Origin of the sequence: Microcoleus sp. PH2017_09_SFU_O_A (genome assembly GCF_020738625.1) — a bacterium.
Classification (GTDB): domain Bacteria; phylum Cyanobacteriota; class Cyanobacteriia; order Cyanobacteriales; family Microcoleaceae; genus Microcoleus.
Genome location: NZ_JAEQCF010000037.1, coordinates 1 through 21,189, shown reverse-complemented (window position 1 = coordinate 21,189; position 21,189 = coordinate 1). Strand labels below are relative to the sequence as shown.

15 protein-coding genes and 1 pseudogene are annotated in these 21,189 nt (G+C 46.9%); 5 read left to right on the top strand and 11 right to left on the bottom strand.

The annotated features are described in order from the left end of the window. Nucleotides 1–63: 63 nt before the first annotated feature. The 7 genes from JGK16_RS15450 to JGK16_RS15420 all read right to left on the bottom strand — a co-directional run bounded on the left by JGK16_RS15450 (nucleotide 64) and on the right by JGK16_RS15420 (nucleotide 7,846). The gene (locus tag JGK16_RS15450; protein ID WP_293191254.1) at nucleotides 64–1,536 is read right to left on the bottom strand and encodes an MBOAT family protein; all 1,473 of its coding nucleotides are present in this window, start codon (nucleotides 1,534–1,536) and stop codon (nucleotides 64–66) included. Between the two features lie 569 nt (nucleotides 1,537–2,105). Next, complete coding sequence (locus JGK16_RS15445) at nucleotides 2,106–3,665, bottom strand: ATP-binding protein (RefSeq protein WP_293191252.1); 1,560 nt, start codon at nucleotides 3,663–3,665, stop codon at nucleotides 2,106–2,108. Nucleotides 3,666–3,747: 82 nt separating this feature from the next. Further along, a complete protein-coding gene (locus JGK16_RS15440; RefSeq protein WP_293181378.1) occupies nucleotides 3,748–4,767 on the bottom strand; it encodes an ATP-binding SpoIIE family protein phosphatase in 1,020 nt (339 codons plus the stop codon). A 407-nt stretch (nucleotides 4,768–5,174) separates the two neighbouring features. Next, the gene (locus JGK16_RS15435; protein ID WP_293191250.1) at nucleotides 5,175–5,573 is read right to left on the bottom strand and encodes an anti-sigma regulatory factor; all 399 of its coding nucleotides are present in this window, start codon (nucleotides 5,571–5,573) and stop codon (nucleotides 5,175–5,177) included. Between the two features lie 255 nt (nucleotides 5,574–5,828). Next, nucleotides 5,829–6,203, bottom strand: coding sequence for an STAS domain-containing protein (locus JGK16_RS15430; RefSeq protein WP_293146581.1), 375 nt, complete (start codon nucleotides 6,201–6,203; stop codon nucleotides 5,829–5,831). Nucleotides 6,204–6,365: 162 nt separating this feature from the next. Continuing rightward, entirely contained in the window at nucleotides 6,366–7,235 is an 870-nt protein-coding gene (locus JGK16_RS15425) for an STAS domain-containing protein (RefSeq protein WP_293181387.1), read from the bottom strand. 116 nt (nucleotides 7,236–7,351) lie between these two features. Beyond that, nucleotides 7,352–7,846, bottom strand: coding sequence for an adenylyltransferase/cytidyltransferase family protein (locus JGK16_RS15420; RefSeq protein WP_293181456.1), 495 nt, complete (start codon nucleotides 7,844–7,846; stop codon nucleotides 7,352–7,354). 736 nt (nucleotides 7,847–8,582) lie between these two features. Between JGK16_RS15420 and JGK16_RS15415 the strand changes: the two are divergent. The 3 genes and pseudogenes from JGK16_RS15415 to JGK16_RS15405 form a co-directional block, all read left to right on the top strand. After that, a pseudogene (locus tag JGK16_RS15415) lies at nucleotides 8,583–9,509 on the top strand (transposase); the annotation flags it as partial. Nucleotides 9,510–9,953: 444 nt separating this feature from the next. Continuing rightward, entirely contained in the window at nucleotides 9,954–10,784 is an 831-nt protein-coding gene (locus JGK16_RS15410; protein WP_293146585.1) for an HpsJ family protein, read from the top strand. Between the two features lie 410 nt (nucleotides 10,785–11,194). Then, nucleotides 11,195–12,112: a glycosyltransferase family 2 protein gene (locus JGK16_RS15405; protein WP_293181390.1), complete on the top strand. Its 918-nt coding sequence runs from the start codon at nucleotides 11,195–11,197 to the stop codon at nucleotides 12,110–12,112. Nucleotides 12,113–12,745: 633 nt separating this feature from the next. Here JGK16_RS15405 and glgB read toward each other — a convergent pair. The 3 genes from glgB to JGK16_RS15390 form a co-directional block, all read right to left on the bottom strand. Next, a complete protein-coding gene (gene glgB, locus JGK16_RS15400) occupies nucleotides 12,746–15,040 on the bottom strand; it encodes a 1,4-alpha-glucan branching enzyme (protein ID WP_293181393.1) in 2,295 nt (764 codons plus the stop codon). A 385-nt stretch (nucleotides 15,041–15,425) separates the two neighbouring features. Beyond that, nucleotides 15,426–16,097: a glutathione S-transferase family protein gene (locus JGK16_RS15395; RefSeq protein WP_293181396.1), complete on the bottom strand. Its 672-nt coding sequence runs from the start codon at nucleotides 16,095–16,097 to the stop codon at nucleotides 15,426–15,428. A gap of 119 nt (nucleotides 16,098–16,216) precedes the next feature. Beyond that, nucleotides 16,217–16,480: a serine protease gene (locus JGK16_RS15390; RefSeq protein WP_293181399.1), complete on the bottom strand. Its 264-nt coding sequence runs from the start codon at nucleotides 16,478–16,480 to the stop codon at nucleotides 16,217–16,219. A gap of 331 nt (nucleotides 16,481–16,811) precedes the next feature. Here JGK16_RS15390 and JGK16_RS15385 point away from each other — a divergent pair, with 331 nt between their 5' ends. Continuing rightward, the gene (locus JGK16_RS15385) at nucleotides 16,812–17,396 is read left to right on the top strand and encodes a hypothetical protein (protein WP_293181402.1); all 585 of its coding nucleotides are present in this window, start codon (nucleotides 16,812–16,814) and stop codon (nucleotides 17,394–17,396) included. A gap of 429 nt (nucleotides 17,397–17,825) precedes the next feature. Beyond that, complete coding sequence (locus tag JGK16_RS15380; protein WP_293191246.1) at nucleotides 17,826–19,733, top strand: penicillin-binding protein 2; 1,908 nt, start codon at nucleotides 17,826–17,828, stop codon at nucleotides 19,731–19,733. Between the two features lie 422 nt (nucleotides 19,734–20,155). Here JGK16_RS15380 and JGK16_RS15375 read toward each other — a convergent pair whose 3' ends face one another. After that, a complete protein-coding gene (locus JGK16_RS15375) occupies nucleotides 20,156–20,776 on the bottom strand; it encodes a type II secretion system protein (protein WP_293191243.1) in 621 nt (206 codons plus the stop codon). Nucleotides 20,777–21,189 lie beyond the last annotated feature (413 nt).

The following is a 21,189-nucleotide window of genomic DNA, read 5'->3' as shown; positions in this document are numbered from 1 at the left end:
ATTTTCTTCAACCCACGGAGGTGGGTTTTGTATGTATAGACGCGGTTTCAACCGCCACGTTTCCTAAAAATCGAAATAAATATAAGGTAAACCGCCTTCCGGCGCCAACACCCAAACCGCATACAAACAAAGCGGCACTAATACCAATTTCACCGGCCAATTTAACTCCAACTTCAAACCCCGACTCAAAATATAATTCCCCAGCATAGCAGCAGCCACAGCAGCCAACATCCAAGTTAAATGTATTCTTTCCAAGCCCAAAGCTTCCACATAAACTTTATGCGAAAACTGCACATCAGCAGGATGTCCCCACAAATGCGAAATCGCCCATCCCGAATTCTTTAAATCGGGAAGCCGGAAAAATATCCAACTACCAAAAACCATTGTTTGAGTTAACAGCCAACCCATTGCCATTCCGATCGGATTTTCCCACAAAAAGTCGATCCGCAACTTCTTAAAAGTCACATCCGTCACCCGGTGCACCGCCAAAGCCAAACCGTGCAAACCCCCCCACACTATAAATCCCCAAGCTGCACCGTGCCAAATTCCCGCAATTAACATGACAAGAGACAAATTGAAACAAGTGCGCCACAAACCAACGCGCGAACCTCCCAAGGGAAAATACAAATAATTCCGCAGCCAATCCCCCAAAGTCATGTGCCAGCGCCGCCAAAAATCAGCGATGCTCGTACTAAAATAAGGAAAATCAAAATTTGGTGGTAAGTACCAACCCAACAGCAAAGCAGTACCGCGCGCCATGTCAACGTAGCCGCTAAAATCGAGATAAAGTTGCAGCCCGTAAGCAAAAATCGCCAGCCACAAATCCTCGCTACCCGCGCGCTGCAAGTTGGTAAAACTTAAATCGACATAAATTCCCAAGTTGTCGGCGAAAAGACCTTTTTTTACTGCACCAAAGGCGATCGTCCAAAGGGCCTCAGAAATGCGATCGGGCGTCGGAAATTTCTGGGATTTCAGTTGATATATCAAGTTATGATAGCGAGTAATCGGCCCGGAAATCAGTTTCGCAAAAAACAACTTGTAAGCAGCAAAGTGCAGCAGCGAAGTAGCAGCCGGCGCGCCTCGGTACACATCAATCAAATAAGCAATGCACTCAAAGCAAAAGAAACTCAATCCCAGGGGTGCGATGACGTGAGTTTTCACCCAGTTAGCGCTGTCTAAAGCAACAGGCCAATTTAACAAAGTGCCGATCGAATTCAAGAAAAAAGGTACATACTTAAAACCCAGCAGCAGCAAAACATTCAGCCCTATTCCCAGCCACAGTACCAACAAGCGCCGGCGATTCCAAGATTCATTAGCAATCCGCCAATCCAAAGGTTCCCCGATCGCCATCGCCAAGCAGTAATTAAACACAACACCGATTAACAGCAGAGGAATATACCAAATTTGCAGCGAAGCATAAAAAATCAGACTTCCCGCCAGCATGACAAACAGCCGCCACCACCGCAGGGGAACCAACCAGTAAGCCACGAACAAAACTAATAGAAACAGGGCATATTGAAGGGAAATGAAAGTCATGCGATTTTAGATTTTGGATTTGGGATTTTAGAATTGGGAAGGGCTGATTATGTGTGGGTTGGGAGCGCGGGGCTACTGTTTCATTGTTTTTTAAATCGAGACTAAAGCTAATACTAACTATTAAAAATCATGCCAAAGTATTCGTAGGGTGCGTCGCCACCGACAAGCCCTTGCATCAAGAGCGACAATCTCACAGCGACGCACCTTATATTATTTCAAAAAAGTTTGGCTACAATATAATTATTGGGTTTGTTTACACTCGGCGAGGGATGGCACTGGTGCGTCGCTATGAAATTGTCGATTTTTTTTAGGGATTGTGAATGGCGACGCACCCTACGGTTACTACTGAGAACGCATACATTTTACAGCACAAGGGTTAAATGCTGTTGCAAATTAAAGAAACTTCGTTTTTGTAAACGCGGTTTCCTATCGTGTCGGCTCGATTAACCGCACTACAAACGGTTCGCAGTAAGGACTTCAGTCCGCTCTCCTGCTGCGGAATGGGAGGCGCACTACAAACCATTTTGGTTATGGTAATCGATCGAACACGATATCCATACCTCGGAACTTCACCATCGTTGGCGGCGCACGTCGCAGTACAATGGATTTCTGCCCGCAAGTCTTTCACCAAATAGCGAAAAACTCTTTTGCTCTTTCACGATCGCAACTTTTGGTGCCCGATCGCGCGCAGCCGATCGCAAATTCTCGATCGCCCGCCCTGTTTCCTCTGGTTGAGATTCCGAGATTTCCGCAGATACTTCTGAATCTCCAGCATAGGCGATCGGCAAATTCACCAAAAAAGTCGAACCCACCCCGGGCGAACTTTCTATTTTAATACTCCCCCCCAGAAATTCAGCCATTTTTCTACACAGAGACAATCCCAATCCTGTGCCTTTCACCCCCTTCTGCAAGTGATTTTCCACTTGAACAAATTCTTCAAAAATCCGCGTTTGGTCGGCGGTTGGAATTCCAATACCCGTATCAGCCACTGAAAAAGTAACCATTCCCCCCTTTCCCATTTCGGCCGCAACTCTGACTTCTCCCGCTTCGGTAAATTTCAGCGCATTAGAAATCAGATTACGCAAAATCTGAGAAACTTTTCCCTCATCAGTGGTAAGAGTTGGTAGTTCCAAAGGCACTTCAAAAATTAGACTGACGGGCGAGTTTTGTGGTAGCAGGGGGCGCATCATTCCGCGCAGCGCGCTGAACAAATCTTCGACTTCAAAATCAGCCACGCGAACCGTTACTTTTCCGGCTTCCACCTTAGCTAAATCTAACGAGTCATCAACAAGTTCTGCGAGAGACTCGGCAGATTTGCGAATAAAATTTAACTGCTTGTCTTGTTCGGGCGAAAGTTCTCCGTCGATGCGATTTAACAAGATTTCGGAAATACTGAGAATTGTGGTTAGCGGAGTGCGAAACTCGTGGCTCATGTTGGAGAGAAAGCTGGTTTTGAGTTCGCCCTCTCGCTGGAGAGATTCGGCTTTATCGTTCAATTCGGCATAAAGTGCGACGACTCCGCGATTCGTATCTTCTAGTTCTTGATTTAATTGTACGAGTTCTTCTTGACGCTGGCGGAGTTCGTCTAAAGTACGCAGCAATTCTTGATTTTGCTGCTGAATTTCCGCATAGGGATCTTCAGGAATTTGGCGCGCTAGTTTATCAAGTAATTTGTTTAGATCGATCGCACTCAGCGCAGGCATCTGCTTAGAAAACTGCTTGATTAATTGTACAGCCGTCCCGCGATCGCGCGCCGAATCGATTTGCACCTCATCCATCAACCGCTTTGCTGCTGCTAAACCGAGGCCCGCACCAGTTTGCGATCGAAAATTGGGGCCTAAAACCTGCGCTAAATCAGCAATTCCCGGCCCGCTATCAGAAATCCGAGTCCGAAAAACCTGTGGCGATTCCCCTTCCACAAAAAATTCTACTTTACCACCACCTGCATATTTAAAAGCATTGCGAGCAATTTCGGAAACGGCTGTCGCGATGCGCGTTTGTGTTTGGGAATCGAATCCCAACAATGCGCCTATTTGGCGAGCTCTTTGGCGTACTTGTACGATGTCTTGTTCAAAGCGGACTTCCGTTGTCAGAATTGGGTAAATCATGCCATTTTCGCATTGAAGCATTGGGGATTGTCGATCGGGAAATCACTCATGACGATCGTGATTTATAGTTCGCCTACAGTTTCATGCTTGTTAGGAAATATTCTCAAGCTGCTTGTCTTACCTTGGCTACTACAACTGTCATGTCATCGCGAGTGCGTTTAAAGTCTCGGTAGAGTACGGCTGCAATTAAAGCCGGATGTCTCGCAGCCAAACCCGGGTAGCGGTTTAAATCCCACTGTGCCGCCAAACCATCGGAGTGCATAATTAACAAGGAATGGGACGACCAAGGATAGACAAATTCTGCTACTTTTCGCATCATATGTCCAACAGTGCCGTTGTGGGAAACCATGCTGCGGGTTTGGTTATCTGTGAACACTACACCAGTAATGTTGCCAACTCCGGCAAAACAGATGGTTTTTTGAGTACGATCGATCAGGGCGATCGCAGCAGCCGCTCCTCTGGTATTTTTTAAAGCAGCGTGAGCCTTCTCTAAAATAGCTTTCGGCCCGAGTTTAGCATTTTCCCCAAAAACTCGCACAGCTTCCTGCGACGCTTCCTGGGCCAAAACCCCGTAGCCAAGCCCATCAGCGACTAAAATCAGATTTTTGTTCAGATGATTTTGCGTCGCCCAGGAATCGCCACAAATCTGCTCTCCTACTTTCGGCAAGCGAACAACCCCAAATTCCAAGTAATTGCCGTTTTCCGAGGCTTCCACGCGATTCTGGGTAGGGGAGAGTCGCATTAACAAAGCAGTCCCCAGTTTCGGCACAGAATGAATATCAAAAAAACTAGAAAGGCGTTGAATCGCGCCGAGTCCGGTTCCCAGAGTTCCCGCAGTCGAAAAACCATCCCGCAAACACTGACCGACATTTGCCATACCCGGCCCCCGGTCTAGCGCTACTATTTGAATGCTATATCCTGCCGCTGTTTGTACGGTTTGCAGCAAAATTTCTCCTTCGCGGGCGTGTTTGACAACGTTTTTTGCTGCTTCGGCGATCGCAATTGCCACTTTACCGCGATCGGTCTCATTAAATCCAACTTCCGCCGCGAGGGCGACTGCAATTCGTCGCGCTTCTCCGACTTGACTTTCTTCTGTTACGGGTAAGGCTATGACATTTATCATTATTTGTGTAGTTCTAATCTTAAGCTGTCGCGCCAAAAAGTCAGTTGACAGTGGACAGTTGACAGTGGACAGTTGACAGTTATCATGAGTGATCTCAGAAACCGGGTTTCTTAGAAAATTTATCGCCACTCAATGCAAAATTCGTATAAACCCGGTTTCTCGCCCTCATCAGTCAGCAGTAATCAGTGATTAGTGACACCTCAGAAACCTGGTTTCTTAAAAGATTTATCGCCACTCAATGCAAAATTCGTATAAACCCGGTTTCTCGCCCCTCATCAATCGTTTTATAAACCGAATTTCTTCCTATATTTCTAGTTACCAAACACAAAACTCCTAGAAACCCGCTTTGTCCCCCCATCTCCCCATCTTCCCCTCTCCCCATCTCCCCCTCTCCCCATCTCCCCTTCTCATTTCCAACGGACGATCGCAATTTTAGTACCCTTACCCACCTTAGAAACAATCTCAAATTCGTGCATCAACCGCTTAGAACCGCTGAGCCCCAAACCCAAACCACGATCGGAAGTATAACCATCAGTCATCGCCAATTCAATATCTGGAATTCCCGGGCCCTTGTCTTCAAATATCAGCCGCAGCCCTTTGCGAGTACCTAATTGGAGCGTTTCTAGAGTTACAGTTCCCCCCTTGCCGTAGTCTACAGTATTGCGGGCAAGTTCGCTGGCTGCGGTAACAATTTTCGTTTGGTCTACCAAGCCGAATCCCATTGCTACAGCCAAGTTTCGCACTTGCTGCCGGACGTGGACTATATCGGAGGACGATCGAATTTCTAGTGTCTCACGTTTTGACATGGCGCTACTCTAGTTAAAATAGAACTTCTCCACAAAACATAGAAGTTACACTTCTCATACTATTTTTCTATGAAGCTGCATGGAATAGATCCTTTACCGGAAAGGATTTGAGGCTTCCCAGATCGTGCAGCTTCATAGTGAATTGGTATCACCCTAGTTCCTTGTAATAAATCTTCACTGTATCAAAAACGTATTTACAAACAAACCCGTTTTTTAATTCTCCGTCTCTAAATCACCGGACAATTCATCGATTATTTACACCTCTGAATCAGACAAGCCCAAGGATTTTCGCAATAAATTCATCCCCTTCTCAACGCTTAAAGCTGTCCGAACTCCTGTCAAAGAAAGCCCCAATTCAACCAGCGTAATCGCCACCGCCGGCTGCATCCCCACCACAACTGTTTCAGCATCTAAAAAACGCGACATGGTAGCGATATTGTTGAGAATGCGACCGATAAAAGAATCTACAATTTCCAGGGAAGAGATTTCTATTAAAACTCCTTTGACTCCCGTTTTTACTATGCGGTTTGTCAGGTCGTCTTGCAAAGTCATTGCCAAGCGATCGTGCATATCTACTTGGATTGTTACTAGCAGAAATTCTCCCATTTGCAGGATAGGAATCCGTTCCATAAATTCACCTCTATTTGAGTTTTGAATTAAATGAATTTTTAGCAGCAATAAACACAATAGAGCGGTTTACAATGTAAATAACAGAGGAATTACCAATTACCAATTACCAATTACCAATTACCAATTACCAATTACCAATTACCAATTACCCATTACTATATTTTATCTTTCCTCTTTAATATTTTTGATAGTTAAACCTTGGCGTTGCAAAGCTACTTTAAAAGCATCTGCCAAAGTCGCTTTGGTCAGAATATCCTGCAAGTCAACTCCCAAATGAACGATGGTTTGAGCGATTTGTGGGCGAATGCCGCTGATGATGCACTCAGTACCCATCAAACGGGCGGCGGCTACAGTTTTCAATAAATGTTGAGCGACTAAAGTATCAACAGTCGGCACCCCTGTAATATCTAAAATCGCAAATTCTGAGCCTGTTTCCATGATTTCCTGCAACAGAGTTTCCATGACTATTTGAGTGCGGGCGCTGTCAAGAGTTCCAATCATTGGTAAAGCGAGAATGCCTTGCCAAAGTTTGACTACGGGTGTTGACAATTCGAGCATTTCTTGCTGCTGGCGTTCGATGACTTCTTCGCGAGCTTTGAGAAAGATTTCTGTCACCCAAAGACCGAGCTGGTCTAATAAGCTGGTGGACAGCCAAAGTTGTTCGACAAGTGCGTCGCGGTTTTGTGTCAATTCGCGACACAGCCGATCGAACAATGGCTTTTTGAAGCATAATATAAAACTGGCTATCTCTGATGGGGTAAAGCCCCTCTGAACGCGCGATCGCGAAACTTCGGCCAGCAGCAGCCGCATATTTTCCCACTCTGGTGTCTGGATGTCGCTCAAGTTACCGTGTCCCACAGCTATTTGGAGCAATTGCAGGAACTCTTGACACTCCGATCGCAATTCTTTGGCTCTCATCAAGTCGTCCCGCCGCAGCCCGGTGTTTTGCAGTTCTTTGAGCCAGTCTGCTAGTAACTCAGCTTTGTTTTTTTCGAGGATTTCCGCGATCGTGTTATTGCTTGTGAGTTCCATTAAAATTATCTCCTGCTTAGCAATTTGGATAAAATTGTACGAGCGATCGCACTCTTGGTATTTTGGATGGGGTAACTTCTGAGTTTAGCTCACTGTTTGCTGTTTGCGATCGGGGGTTAAACGCCTAACTGCAAAATGCGTTTGACGATCGCACTGGTAGAACTCGGAACTTCTATTTCGATCAAGGAAATCTTGCCACCTCCGGCGATAACTGCCGGTGCTTCCGGCAAACTTTCGAGTTGATAGTCACCTCCTTTAACGTATATCTCAGGCTTCAGGATACTTATCAGTTTAGTAGCTGTAATTTCGGAAAAAATTACCACGCCGTCCACTGGTTTGAGAGCAGCCAGCACTTCCGCTCGCTGAATTTCCGGTACGATCGGGCGGGGTGGCAATCCCGGCTGCTGCGGCTTGATAGTTTGCACGCTAACATCGCTATTCAAGCCCACCACGAGCGATCGCCCCAAAGCTTTTGCCGCCTGCAAATAGCGGACGTGCCCCGCGTGCAGGATATCGAAGCAGCCATTAGTAAACACCATCGGACGCCACTTTTGAGGATCGGAGGCGATCGATCTTTCAAGTTCTCCCAACGTGTAAACACCCGAAATCATTACAGTCATAACTAAAAAAATGCACGGCGATGAATCATCCTAGCAAAAAATGTGAGATAAGAGCGCGTTTGCCATTGAACGAGCCAGCGATCGAGCTGCCAATAATTAGTAATTGGTAATTAGTAATTGGTAATTAGTAATTGATCGCTCTTAAGGAGAAAGCAACAAACAAGAATGCCCTTCTGCTGCGCTTTCCGGCAAACAGAACGAAAAAGGGGAAAATAGCTACTCCTGTATCTCTCCTCCCACCAAAAAAACCGATACTTGCTTTCCCACAGCCGCCAGCAGCCCCAAATTTGAGACTAAGAGTTCAAACTCCCAGATTCATCTATCGAGTAATAAAAATTTCGATTTTCAAGAGCGCGGTAGGCGATGAGGAATGACTTATTCTGTATGGGTTCGATCGCGATCCGAAAGTTGCATTGTTTTTGTCAATAGGTACAAATCCTACAATCGAAAACGGAAAATCTCAAATCGATCGAGTGACTGCCGTGTTGTGCAGTTGGTAATTGGAGGTTCAAAAGATTGGGAAACAATTATTTGTTTCAGATCTCTGTGAGATCAATTACTATAAGACAGGGGATGAAAGTGCCACGCCATCTGGCAAGCGAGAAATATAGCGGTGAAACACACCTAAATCTTACCAAAAATTTGGGTCTAAAGCCCCATCCTTTTAGGACAGCTTTAATTCTGCCAGAACTGTGTTAGAGTTTTTATATCCGGTTCGGTAACGTAAATGTTAGTATTTGAAGCCAAGCTAGAAGGAAAAAGCGAGCAGTACGAACGGCTAGACGAAGCCATTCGTACTGCTCGCTTCATTCGTAATAGCTGCATCAGATACTGGATGGATACGAAAGGGGTGGGTCGCTACGACTTAAGCGCTTATTGCGTAGTTCTTGCCAAGGAATTTCCTTGGGCCACCAAGCTTAATTCAATGGCTAGGCAGGCTTCCGCAGAAAGAGCTTGGTCATCAATTGCGCGGTTCTTCGACAACTGCAAAAAGGCAAAACCAGGAAAGAAAGGTTTTCCGCGCTTCAAAAAGCACTCGTCGCACGGTTCTGTAGAATACAAGACTTGTGGGTGGAAACTTTCTGAAGACAGAAGAAGCATCAACTTCAGTGATGGCTTCAAAGCAGGTTGTTTCAAGTTATGGGGAAGTCGCGACTTGCACGAATATCAGCTAAATCAAATTAAACGGGTGCGCGTAGTTTGTCGGGCAGACGGCTACTATGTGCAATTTTGTATTGACGCTGAACGCAACGAAAAGCGTGAACCGACCAGGAAAACTATCGGTTTGGATGTAGGGCTAACTCATTTCTACACGGACTCTGACGGTAATACCGTCGAGAACCCGCGTCATCTAAGAAAATCAGAGAAGTCGCTAAAACGACTTAATCGGAGACTCTCCAGAACCAAAAAGGGTTCCAAAAACAGAGATAAGGCGAGAAATCGCTTGAACAAAAAACACCTTAAGGTAAGTAGGCGACGTAAAGACTTTGCTGTGAAATTGGCAAGGTGCGTAGTCCAGTCTAACGACTTGGTAGCCTATGAAGACTTGCAGGTGAAGAACATGGTCAAAAACAAAAAGCTATCCAAGTCGATATCTGATGCGGCTTGGACAACTTTTAGAAATTGGATTGAATATTTTGGCAAAGTGTTTGGGGTAAGCTGTTCGACATTCAAACTGCACTATTTGTGTGCCAGACCCCATACTGTAAGGGGTTGAGGCAATAAATTTAAATGACTAACAGCTTAGCAACTGGTGGGAGGAAATTTGAGGCGATTACCCGATCGAGCTATTTTGGTGGAAAATAATCTGAAGTACCAACCTGTGCAAGCATCTTGTTGGGACTTCCCAAATCATCAAATGGGGGACGGTTTGATTCGTCTTTCGCGTGCGGACTTTCCCGTCTCAGCAGCCCTTTTCAGATTCAGGACTCCTGTTTGCACAGATTCGGGACTTAACCTCTGCGATGGTGTGGCACCGGCCGCGCGATCTCCCCAAACGAAGCAATCAGTGAGGAAGAGCAATTGAACCCTCTCATCAGTCAACTCATTAAACAAAATTTCGTTTAATCTAACAGTGTAGAATTATCTAACAGCAATTATGAAAGCAACTAACAGCCGTCAATTTTCTTCAGTAGCTGCTCGCACTCTCAAAGTAGTCGGGATTATCTTGATTCTCTCTGCCTTGCTTAACAGCATTGTTCTATCGCTGCCGGGAGAAATCTCGGACATGAGCAATCGAGGCTGGCAGTTGGCCGCAGCAACTCAGATAGTTGACCGGGGCATTATTCCTTTGATGGGTATCGCCCTGCTGATGACGGGCTTTTGGGTGGACAGCAGCAGTGGAGTCTCTATTGACCGGCGCAATGTTTGGGTTGATTTGCGATTTTGGGCACTATTGATTTCCAGCTTGTTAGGGCTAATTTACCTATTGCTGGTTCCCGTTCATCTCAACAATACTCGCCTGGAACTCAAAGATGCTCTGGTTCTACTCGATAAGGAAGCCGGACAAGCAGAAGCTAAACTAGATGCCCAAATTAAAAGCGAGCAGTATAAATCTGAGTTAGAACAGCGTAAAAGCCTTCTCCGGAACCAGATAGGCGCGCTACTGCAAGACGACGGGAAGCTGCAACAAGAACTCAAGAATCCAAATCTTCCCAAGGAATTGAAAGCCGTGCTTCAGGAGTCGAAAAATGACCCGAAAGCCCTCGATAAGTTCTTGGAACAGCAAGCCCAAGAACTGCCAAATCAAGCTCGCAAAGAGATTGGTACCCAGAAGCAACAAAAAGAGAAAGAGTTGAGAACTCGATCGAGAAATTCGAGTTTGCAGACTGGAATCAACAGTTTGCTGTTGGCGATCGGCTACATTACTGTTGGTTGGAGTGGACTCAGAAGTATGGGAATTCTGCGGTTCGGTCACCGCAAAAATTGATCGGCCCGACTGCTCGGAACGCGCAAGTCGAGATATCCCTAAGAAATACTTGATCTGCTGAATATAGCAACTGCACCTAGTAGTTAGGACGCTGTTAATTGCTGAAACCATCGTTCTTCTTGCATTTTCACATCTTCCTTCTTCCTTCTTCCTTCTTCCTTCTTGCTTCTTGCTTCTTCCTTCTTGCTTCTTGCTTCTTGCTTCTTGCTTCTTGCTTCTTCCTTCTTCCTTCTTCCTTCTTCCTTCTTCCTTCTTGCTTCTTGCTTCTTCCTTCTTGCTTCTTGCTTCTTGCTTCTTCCTTCTTGCTTCTTGCTTCTTGCTTCTTCCTTCTTGCTTCTTCCTTCTTCCTTCTTCCTTCTTCCTTCTTCCTTCTTCCTTCTGCTATAGTTTGCCCTTACTGAAAGCTGGGAATGTTCTCAATTTATATTCTGACTTACAACGAAGAGATTGATATCGCCGCTTGCATTGAATCGGCACTGCTTTGTGACGATATCATTGTAGTTGATTCTTTCAGCAGCGATCGCACCCTTGAGATTGTTCAAAACTATCCCGTGCAAACAGTGCAGCATCGCTTTGAAACTCACGGACGCCAGCGGACTTGGATGCTCCGAGAAGTAGAATGCAAGTACGAATGGGTTTACATCCTCGAAGCTGACGAGCGGATGACGCCTGCACTGTTTGCTGAATGCTTAAAGGCGATCGAAAGTCAAGAATATATAGGTTATTACGTAGCTGAAAAAGTAATATTTATGGAGCGCTGGATTCGTCGCAGCACTCAATATCCGCGCTATCAAATGCGCCTGTTTCGCAAAGACCAAGTATGGTTTACTGACTACGGTCACACTGAACGGGAAGTCTGCAACGGGCCCACTCACTTTTTGAAGGAAACCTACCCTCACTATACTTGCAGCAAAGGTCTTTCTCGCTGGATTGAAAAGCACAACCGCTACTCGACTGACGAGGCGGCTGAAACTCTCCGCCAATTAGCAGCGGGTCAAGTAAATTGGTGGGATTTATTGTTTGGCGCGTCGGAGGTGGAAAGGCGCCGCGCTTTGAAAGATTTTTCTTTGCGTTTGCCTTTGCGGCCTGTGGTGCGCTTTTTCTATATGTATATTTTACTCGGCGGATTTCTTGACGGTCAAGCTGGATTGGCTTGGTGCACGCTACAAGCTTTTTATGAATATTTAATATTGCTCAAAGTGTGGGAAATGAAGCATATGCCGCTGCCCAATTTAGATGCAGGGTCGGAACAGTCTATTTCGGAAGTAATAACAGTTGAGCAGTCTAAAGTTTCTTACAATCTTGGCGCTTCCGATACTCGCAGTTGAAAATTGGGAATTGGGAATTGGTAATTGGGAATTGGGAATTGGACACTGATTGAGTTGCTAGGGTGCTAGAAAACCCAGCCCTGTCAGGCGTGGTGAATTTGAACCAGAGAAAAAGTATAAAACCGCTATTTCAGCTCAAATCCGTTAGCATCGGAATGATAATTTTCTCTCGTCTTTCTCTGATTCTTCTGTGGTTGAATAATTCCGCAGTTACCGGATTTGAGCTGAATAGTTTTTATTCGGTCGCGTAATTGTGTACGTTCGTACACGAAAAAACTAGCGAAATTCATTAAGGTTTTTTTTTGCCGAAGATGAACGGCCGATAACTCGCGATCGACTAAAACAAGTCCGCCGCCAGATGCCGTCGCTGCAACACCGAGTTTTTCTGGGATCTCGAATCCGGTAGCATGGGAATGATAAATTTCTCTCCTCTTTCTCTGCTTCTTCTGTGGTTGAATAATTCCGCAGTTACCCGATTTGAAATCGCGAGCCGATTTTTCTCTCCTTCAAACAAGAAACTTTGCTATATGGAGTTACAGAAAAAACCCGGTTTCTTGAAGAACCGGGTTTCTGAATAACCTCAAAGTTTGATGCTTAATCAAGTTTTGATTGTTAACTCAAAACTCTCACAACTTAAAACTCTTGAGATTTTGCTCCTGTTTTTTCCCGATCGATCTTTAAGATCAACACACCCAAAGGCGGCAAACACAAGTCGATCGAATAAGCGCTGTTGTGGAACCACCACTCATCAGTCCACTTACCTCCCAAATTCCCCATATTGCTGCCGCCGTACTCCCGCGCGTCGCTGTTAAACAACTCCGTATAGAAACCCGGTTCCGGCACTCCGACGCGATAGTGAGAGTGTGGCTGTGGCGTAAAATTGCACACAGTAATCACAAACTGATCGCCATCCTTCTCGCGGCGCACAAAGGCCACCACGCTGTGTCTGTTGTCGCTGCAATCAATCCACTCAAACCCATCCTCAGCAAAATCTTGACTGTAAAGTGCCGTTTCGCTGCGGTACAAATTGTTCAAATCCTTGAAAAATAGCTTCAACTTTTGGTGTGGCTCAAATTGCAGCAACTGCCACTCCAAATCGCCCCAAACGTTCCACTCTTGCCACTGGCCGAACTCCATCCCCATAAACATGGTTTTCTTTCCGGGATGGGCAAACATAAAGGTAAACAAACACCGCACGTTTGCAAACTTTTGCCATTCGTCCCCTGGCATTTTCCCGATGATGTGGGCCTTGCCGTGGACAACTTCATCGTGGGACAAAGCCAACATAAAATTCTCGCTGTGGTTGTACCACATACTAAAAGTTATGTTGTTCTGGTGGAACTGCCGGAACCACGGATCCATGTGGTAGTAGTCGAGCATATCGTGCATCCAACCCATGTTCCATTTCAGGTTGAAGCCCAAACCGCCTACATAAGTCGGCCAAGATACCATCGGCCAAGAGGTAGATTCTTCGGCGATCGACAATGCGCCTGGGAAATAGCTAAAAATGACGTGATTTGTCTGGCGCAGAAAATCTGCCGCCTCGATATTTTCGCGTCCACCGTACTGGTTGGTCAGCCATTCTCCGGGTTCGCGGCAGTAATCTAAGTACAACATCGAGGCTACTGCGTCTACGCGAATGCCGTCGATGTGATACTTGTCAAACCAGAACAGAGCATTTGATACTAGGAAATTCCGCACTTCGTTGCGGCCGTAGTTAAATACTAGGGTTCCCCACTCTTTGTGCTCGCCCTTGCGGGGATCGGCGTGTTCGTACAAGTGAGTTCCGTCAAAGAAGGCTAAACCGTGACCGTCTTTGGGGAAATGTCCCGGCACCCAATCTACCAGTACGCCTATCCCTGCGGCGTGGCACTGGTCAACAAAATACATGAAATCTTCTGGTGTGCCGTAGCGGGATGTTGGGGCGAAATAGCCTGTTACTTGATAGCCCCAGGAACCGTCGAAGGGATGTTCGGCAATGGGCAACATTTCGATGTGGGTGAATCCTAAGTCTTTGACGTAGGGAATTAGCCGATCGGCCAATTCGCGGTAAGTCAAAAAGCGCGCGCCCGGATTCAGTTCCGAAACCGGCACTGCTGGTTGTATTTCTCCGTTTGGCAGTACCGCAGGTTCGGCTGTACCTGCGTGCAGCCAAGAACCGATGTGGCATTCGTAAACCGAAACTGGCTGCGTCAGTTGGTCTGTGTGCCGCCGCTGTTCGATCCAAGCGCTATCGTGCCAAGTGTAGGTATCTAAGTCGGTGACTATTGAGGCTGTTTTGGGCCGTACCTCTTGCTGGAAACCGTAGGGGTCGGACTTTTCGTAGGGATGTCCGTCTTGGTTTTTCACTTCGTATTTGTAGTGAGTTCCGTAGGATAGTCCCGGAATGAATAATTCCCAGATGCCGTTTTGGGATTTCCGCATTTGATGTTTGCGGCCGTCCCACAGGTTGAAATCTCCTAAGACTGAGACGTTACGGGCATTTGGAGCCCAAACTGCAAAATATACTCCTGTAATGCCGTCTACTTCGGTGAAGTGGGCTCCTAGTTTTTCGTAAATCCGGTGGTGGTTGCCTTCTGAGAATAGGTGAAGGTCAAATTCTGTGAGTTTGGGCGATCGAAAGGCGTAGGGGTCGTAGATAAAGCGTTCGTGTTCCCCTTCTTTGACTCGCAGTTGATAGTTTGCTAGTTCTGGGGTGTCGATCGTACATTCAAAAAAGTGATGGTGATGCTCTGATTTCATCGGGTATTCGGCCCTCGCTTCAGGCAAAACTACCGATACTGCTTCGGCATTCGGCAGATAAGCTCGGACGACCCAGACTTTTTTGCCATTTTCTTCGATCGCGTGGGGGCCTAGCACTTCAAATGGATCGTGGTGCTGATTCCAAACAATCCGGTCTATCTGTTCAAAGGGGACGGTCGCGGGCATAAAACTACTTACCTCAATCTTTTGACTAAATGGCGGCTTTCAAAACCTAGAGCGGAGCTGCACTTTACATTTGGATACATTTTTGATCGCTAATGCTACCACGCTTACTGCAACCCTTGCGCGCGCTCTTGCCTTGCTGGCGACCAAGCTGTGCTTTTACTGCTAAGGGCTAACATCTAAGTATAGAAATATTAAAACAAATTGAAAAATTTATATTTTTTAGATAATATCCTTGACTTTTTTTAACCTGTGTGATATAAAATTTTGGCAAATTATGGTTAATGTGCCAAACCAAGGTGGTCAAGGTGGGTGAGTTTGGCCGAGAACTCAATGTTGATTAATTAGTGGAATTTTCAGGCTGGGGCGATCGCCCGACAGGTATCTTTTAAAATCCCGGAGGCAGGGTTTCGCCGCAAACTTGGTGAATGTTGGCAATGCGCTCCAACAGCCAAGGATGCTCAATCCGGTATTGAGGAATCAAAGCTAAAGGACTCAGCAGCGCGGCAGCAGTAATATCTGCCACGCTCAAGGAGTCGCCTACCAAATAGGAACCATCTTGCCAGCGACGCTGCAACAGGCCTAAAGCAGCGCTCAGGCGCAACTCGGCGAGTTTTGCCGAAGCGTGGTTAATGCCGAACTGGCGGCGCGCCAACTGAATCACTAACTGGCTCAACACAGACGGGTCGATTTCCTTGCCCGCACCGGCGCGAAACTCGTAGTAAACAAATCGAGTGGCAATGCCGATGCTTTCATCGAGCCAGTCTTCCAGCATCCAAGCCTCTGCTTGCAAACTCTCGCCTGCCGGCAACAGCGGCGTTGAAGGAAAACTAGACTCGATCCAGTGGAAAATTTGCGTCGAGTCTGCGATCGCCCCTGGTTGACCTTCAAGTTGAGGCAGCAGTACCGGCACTGTCCTCAAACCCCCCGTGAGAGGCTTGAGTTTCAAAACGTGCAGGCCCGGAGTCAAATTTTCTACTTGAAAGGGGATGCCCTTGTAACCCAGCGCTAAGCGGACTTTGCGGCAGTAAGGGGAGGTACTGAACTGTAGTAAAAGCATCTGACAAAAAATAACACCCAACTTGAGGCCTAGACTGATGAGATTGAAAAATGCGAAGAGCGAACCATTTTTCACCCTTGAGGCTAGGCCCGTTGGGGTTTTACTCCGCGATCGCCTAGTTAGGGCTTTTTAGGAGAGGGAGAAGCACCGCCTGCTGGAGGCTTGTCTGCCCCAGGAGACTTTTCAGCCCCAGGAGACTTTTCAGCGCCAGGAGTAGCCTTTGGACTTTCCTTTGGTGTTGCTGGAGCAGAAACAGGAGGAGGAGTAGTACCGCCACCAGGAGTGGGGCTAGCGCCACCGCCACTGCCGGCATCACCGCCGCAAGCGCCGAGGGCTGCTGCAATGCCAATTACCAAAGTCAAACGAATTAATCCCTTGTTCATAAACACTCCTTAACATTCAAAACCCATCGCAAGGAAGGGAATAGTGTACTTGAGAAACAATGCTGGCACGAATAGATCGACGATTCGCTCGTTGATTACAATACTGCATTTATTAATAAATTTCACATTGATTCTGGCGAACCGGCAAAAAATTCATTTTTTTGGCAAATCTAGAAGTCAAAGAGACCAGTGGTAGGATGGGTTGGTTGGTTTGTGAGGTATCTTTGGTAAGGATAACCGAGATTTCCAGAAATTGGCGATCGGCAACCGCAAAAACTCCTAACCTCACTCAAGCTGAAGCTGCCCCTCTATAAAAGTATTGGTGAACTCTATGACCGCTGCTATCAGATCCCCGGATTCTCCCCGCCGCTCCCGATCGACCGGCAAGCCCACCACAGACGCCGCCAAAAGCAAAGTTACTTCTATTGCCCGAGCTAGACGGGCAAAAACTGGGCCCCAATTGCCTAACTACTCCCCAGCGGACGAACAGGCCAAACCTCGCGCGCAAGGATCGGTGCTGAAAGTGATGCCCGATCGCCAGTCGCATCCGATGTGGCTGCGATCGCTCCTGCGGGTGGAGCGCGCCTCCTGGGCCGCATTGGTGCTGCTGTTGGGCGGCGCTCTGACTCTCTACGGTTTGACTGTTTACGGCGAGCAGCGCTGGAGTCAAGAGTATCAAAAGCTGGAAACTCTGCGCCGGGGCGAACAGCAGTTGAGTGCTGCTAGCGAAGTCTTGAAACACCAACTTGCTAAAGAAGCTGAAAATCCAGAAACCGGTTTGGCTGCACAGAAGCCTGCGGACACGATTTTCTTGCGCCCGGCCCCGGAAAACCGATCGCCCGGTGCGGCGGCACCAAACTCTGAAGAACCTGCTCTCAAGAAGCGATCGGGTGGGGAAACGCCGCTGGGCTATTGAGGCAATGTCGATTTGAGATTTGAGATTTGAGATTTTAGATTGACTCGCAGCGCCGTGAATCTGGAGGCTTGAATCTTGAGTCTAAAATTTGGGGATGCACAAACATTGTCTGTCGGAACTGCGGTGCCCGTTTTTGGGCAATGTCAACGCGGAGAGGGCCCTCTTGGGGATGTGTCCGAGGGTCTTGCTTCGGGTTTGATTTTTGTGAAAGTGCCGATCGATTTTGGCCCTACCTACCCTCGGTTAAAGTTTTCAAATATTATTTGAAAATAATAAAGAGAAGTTCAAAAAAATAATGCTACAGTAAGCAGCAAATCCCAATTTAATATTTATAAATTATTCGCAATTCTTCAATTATTCAATTCATAAATCTAAAATCTAAAATCTAAAATCTAAAATGGTAGAACTTGTCGGTAAATTTAGAATGCTATGAGCTACGATCCCCGTTTTGACCGCTACAGATCGCCGAATTTTAAACGTCCAAAAGCGTCGAGCGATTCCCTACGGGATAGCTACGCTTCACGCACTTGGTGGGGCAAACCAGTCAAACCCAGAGTTGCGGCTACGGCTAGCAGCCCGCCTCGACCACCCCTGGAGCGTTTAAAACGCAACAAGTTCCGCTTGTGGGTTGTGTGGGTGGTGTTGATGCTCGGGGGGCTGGGGCTGGCTGTAAATTTGTTTTATTTGCAGGTGACGCGAGCTCCGGCGCTACGCAAACAGGCTCTTCAGCAGCAAACTCTCAAAACGAAGCCGTTTGTGCCGAGACGCCCGATCGTCGATCGCACGGGAAATGTGTTGGCGATCGACAGACAGGTGTACACTCTCTACGCTCACCCGAAGTTGTTCAAGCACTCGAAGGCGGAGATTGCTGCTAAATTGGCTCCGATGTTGCCGATCGAAGTAGCCCCTGGCAATACGGCGGAAACTGAACTGCTGCGAAGGTTTAATCTGGCAGAAAGCGGTATTACGATTGCTAGTTCTTTGGCTCAAGAGGTTGCCGATCGCGTGGGGCAGATGCAAATTAAAGATAGTCCCGTGGATGGGCTGGAGTTGGTGCGGCAGCAGCAGCGTTTTTACCCGCAGCAGGAGTTGGCGGCGGATGTTCTGGGTTATGTGGATGGGGAACGGAAGGGACAGGCGGGGGTGGAATACAGCCAGCAGAATTTGCTGGAACGATCGATGCCGTCGATTCAATTTAGTAAGTCGATCGACGGGCGTTGGCTTCCCGATCGACTGACGGCGGGTTTTGTGCAGCTTGATGACTTGAAATTGCAATTGACGATCGACAGTCGCTTGCAGCGGGCGGCCCGGATTGCTCTGAAGGAGAAAATGCTGAAATATGAGGCGAAGCGGGGCGCGGTGATTGTGATGGATGCCCGAAACGGCGAGTTGCTGTCGGTGGTGGCTGAACCTTCCTACGATCCGAATCAATATTTTAATTTCGATTTGTCGCGCTATAAAAATTGGGCTGTAACTGATGTTTATGAGCCTGGTTCGACTTTTAAACCGATTAATGTGGCGATCGCCCTGGAAGCCGGTGCGGTCAAACCTAACACTGTGTTTAACGACGAAGGTCGGATTTATATGGATATCTGGACTATCCAAAATTCCGATTACAAACAAGCAGGCGCCCGCGGCCCTTCCACTGTTACGCAGATTTTGAAACATTCTAGTAATGTGGGGATGGTTCACATAATGAACACGATGAAATCTTCTCTTTACTATCAAGCTTTAGAAAAATTGGGACTGGGACAAACTGCGGGTACAGATTTGCCTTTTGAAGTAACGAGTCAGCTTAAAAATCGAGAGCAATTTATCAATTCTCCGGTGGAAGTTGCTACTACTGCTTTTGGTCAAGGTTTTTCTATTACTCCGATGCAGTTGGTGCAGCTTAATGGGGCTTTGGCTAACGGTGGCAAGTTGGTAACTCCTCATGTTGTGCGGGGACTTTTCGATCGCGAAGGTCAACCTTTTTGGAAGCTGCCGAGGGCTGTTCCGAAGCAGGTTTTTTCGCCACAAACTACCAAGAAGGTTTTGGAAATGATGGAAACTGTGGTGGATGGTGGTACGGGGAAAGCTGCACAAATTCCTGGGTATCGGATTGCTGGGAAAACGGGGACGGCTCAAAAAGCTAGTGCTGGTAGGGGTTATTCTGATAAGGCGATTATTACTAGCTTTGTGGGGATCATGCCTGTGGAGGCTCCTCGGTATGTGGTGCTGGCGGTGATTGATGAGCCTAAGGGTGGTGGTACGGGGGGAGTTGTGGCGGCGCCGATTGTGGAGTCGGTGATGGAGGCGCTGATTAATATTGAGAAGATTGCGCCGAGTAAGAAGTAGGAAGGGCAGCTTAAATAGAGGTTAATTTCTTAGGTACGTAGTTGCGCTTCAGCGCTCTTTAGTATGCTGAGGAATGAGAATTAAATAACTTACAATTGGGAGAATCTCAGTTTTGCAAGAAGCATTTTTTATCTTCCGTGCTGTCCCCGCTCGCGTGCTTGTACAAGCACGCGAGCGGGGACGCTCGCACTGTAAATGCAAAACAAAACTGAGATGCTCCCTTACAATTTTTATGCTTCTTGTGGGATGGGCGTCCCGCCCGTCCAGAAAGGGTTCCCGAGCGTCCCGCCCACCCCACAAACTTCTGTAAATTATTTAATTCACAATCCTTAGAGCGCTGAAGCGCAACTACGTACCTACTGTTTGTGTTGAGCAACCAGAAATATCGGAAGAAACCGGGTTTCAGGGGTTACGACTCGATGTCAATAACAATATCTTCCGTATTTATTGGGTTTTTTTTGTCTTTGGGAGGTGCGTTGATGTCCTATAAGTGTGGAAATAATAACGCATCGATCGCCACTTTGAAGATTAGGATGGGATAGTGTTAGGGTTCCTTTTGCTCCAACACTTGTACAGTCATCATTCCTGTCACTGAGGACGGGGCAACCTTTAAAATTGAACATGGCTCGCCAGACTGTTCCATTTTTTTTTATTTTATTTGTGTTCTCATTGACTTTATCGAAAGTTGTATCATGTTCATTTATCTGAATATCTGGCTCTAAGCTTTTCCATTGGTTGGCTGGTACTTGGGCTGGTGTAATCTCGGCTTTGTGGACTGCTACTTGTAGGTTTTCTCCTACTTGCTTGAAGCTGGATTGCCATGCAATTTTGTCGCGTTTGGCGTTGCTTTGGGCAAGTTCCATTGCCCAATAAGCCCGATCGACTGATACCTTCAAACGCTGGTTGTTGATGAACATTAGCCAAGAGGGGCTGGCGATCGCACAAAATATCCCCAGTATTGCGATAATTATCAATGTCTCAAGCATTGTAAAACCGGCGTTAGGTGCTGTGGATCTGCGTTTGGGGGTTTTATTTGTTGACACGTAAGTACACTCAGTGATTTTTTGTTTAAAAAAAATAGCTGGAAGGCTCTATTTTTGTTGGGAGTATTTTAACTTTGAGCGTGGTTACTGTATAGGTCGCTTAAATAAAATTTACATAAAAAATTAGGATCTGGTAGGGGCGGTGTGGATGAGGATCGCCATTTGGGAGAAATTGCAGGTATTGATGCGATCGCCCGCTGTGGATGAGAGCTTGCGGGGCTGCTAAATTTGCGATCGTACTAATGCTCGAAAGGCTTTCATGGCGACGTTTCTGCCGGCTGTTTTGCTTTGTTCGATATACTGGGGGACGAGATGGGCGATCGGTATGCCTCTAATCATTAATTTATTGGACAAGACTGGACAATGCGTACATGGCGATCCATAATACTAATATGGCAAAGTACGTGAAACCA

Excerpts from the sequence above, each read along its gene's own strand:
- JGK16_RS15390 (WP_293181399.1), bottom strand. The coding sequence starts at position 16,480 with ATGAACAAGGGATTAATTCGTTTGACTTTGGTAATTGGCATTGCAGCA.
- JGK16_RS15395 (WP_293181396.1), bottom strand. The coding sequence starts at position 16,097 with ATGCTTTTACTACAGTTCAGTACCTCCCCTTACTGCCGCAAAGTCCGC.
- JGK16_RS15450 (WP_293191254.1), bottom strand. The coding sequence starts at position 1,536 with ATGACTTTCATTTCCCTTCAATATGCCCTGTTTCTATTAGTTTTGTTC.
- JGK16_RS15430 (WP_293146581.1), bottom strand. The coding sequence starts at position 6,203 with ATGGAACGGATTCCTATCCTGCAAATGGGAGAATTTCTGCTAGTAACA.
- JGK16_RS15425 (WP_293181387.1), bottom strand. The coding sequence starts at position 7,235 with ATGGAACTCACAAGCAATAACACGATCGCGGAAATCCTCGAAAAAAAC.
- JGK16_RS15410 (WP_293146585.1), top strand. The coding sequence starts at position 9,954 with ATGAAAGCAACTAACAGCCGTCAATTTTCTTCAGTAGCTGCTCGCACT.
- JGK16_RS15435 (WP_293191250.1), bottom strand. The coding sequence starts at position 5,573 with ATGTCAAAACGTGAGACACTAGAAATTCGATCGTCCTCCGATATAGTC.
- JGK16_RS15385 (WP_293181402.1), top strand. The coding sequence starts at position 16,812 with ATGACCGCTGCTATCAGATCCCCGGATTCTCCCCGCCGCTCCCGATCG.
- JGK16_RS15380 (WP_293191246.1), top strand. The coding sequence starts at position 17,826 with ATGAGCTACGATCCCCGTTTTGACCGCTACAGATCGCCGAATTTTAAA.
- JGK16_RS15405 (WP_293181390.1), top strand. The coding sequence starts at position 11,195 with ATGTTCTCAATTTATATTCTGACTTACAACGAAGAGATTGATATCGCC.
- JGK16_RS15420 (WP_293181456.1), bottom strand. The coding sequence starts at position 7,846 with ATGATTTCGGGTGTTTACACGTTGGGAGAACTTGAAAGATCGATCGCC.
- glgB (WP_293181393.1), bottom strand. The coding sequence starts at position 15,040 with ATGCCCGCGACCGTCCCCTTTGAACAGATAGACCGGATTGTTTGGAAT.
- JGK16_RS15445 (WP_293191252.1), bottom strand. The coding sequence starts at position 3,665 with ATGCTTCAATGCGAAAATGGCATGATTTACCCAATTCTGACAACGGAA.
- JGK16_RS15440 (WP_293181378.1), bottom strand. The coding sequence starts at position 4,767 with ATGATAAATGTCATAGCCTTACCCGTAACAGAAGAAAGTCAAGTCGGA.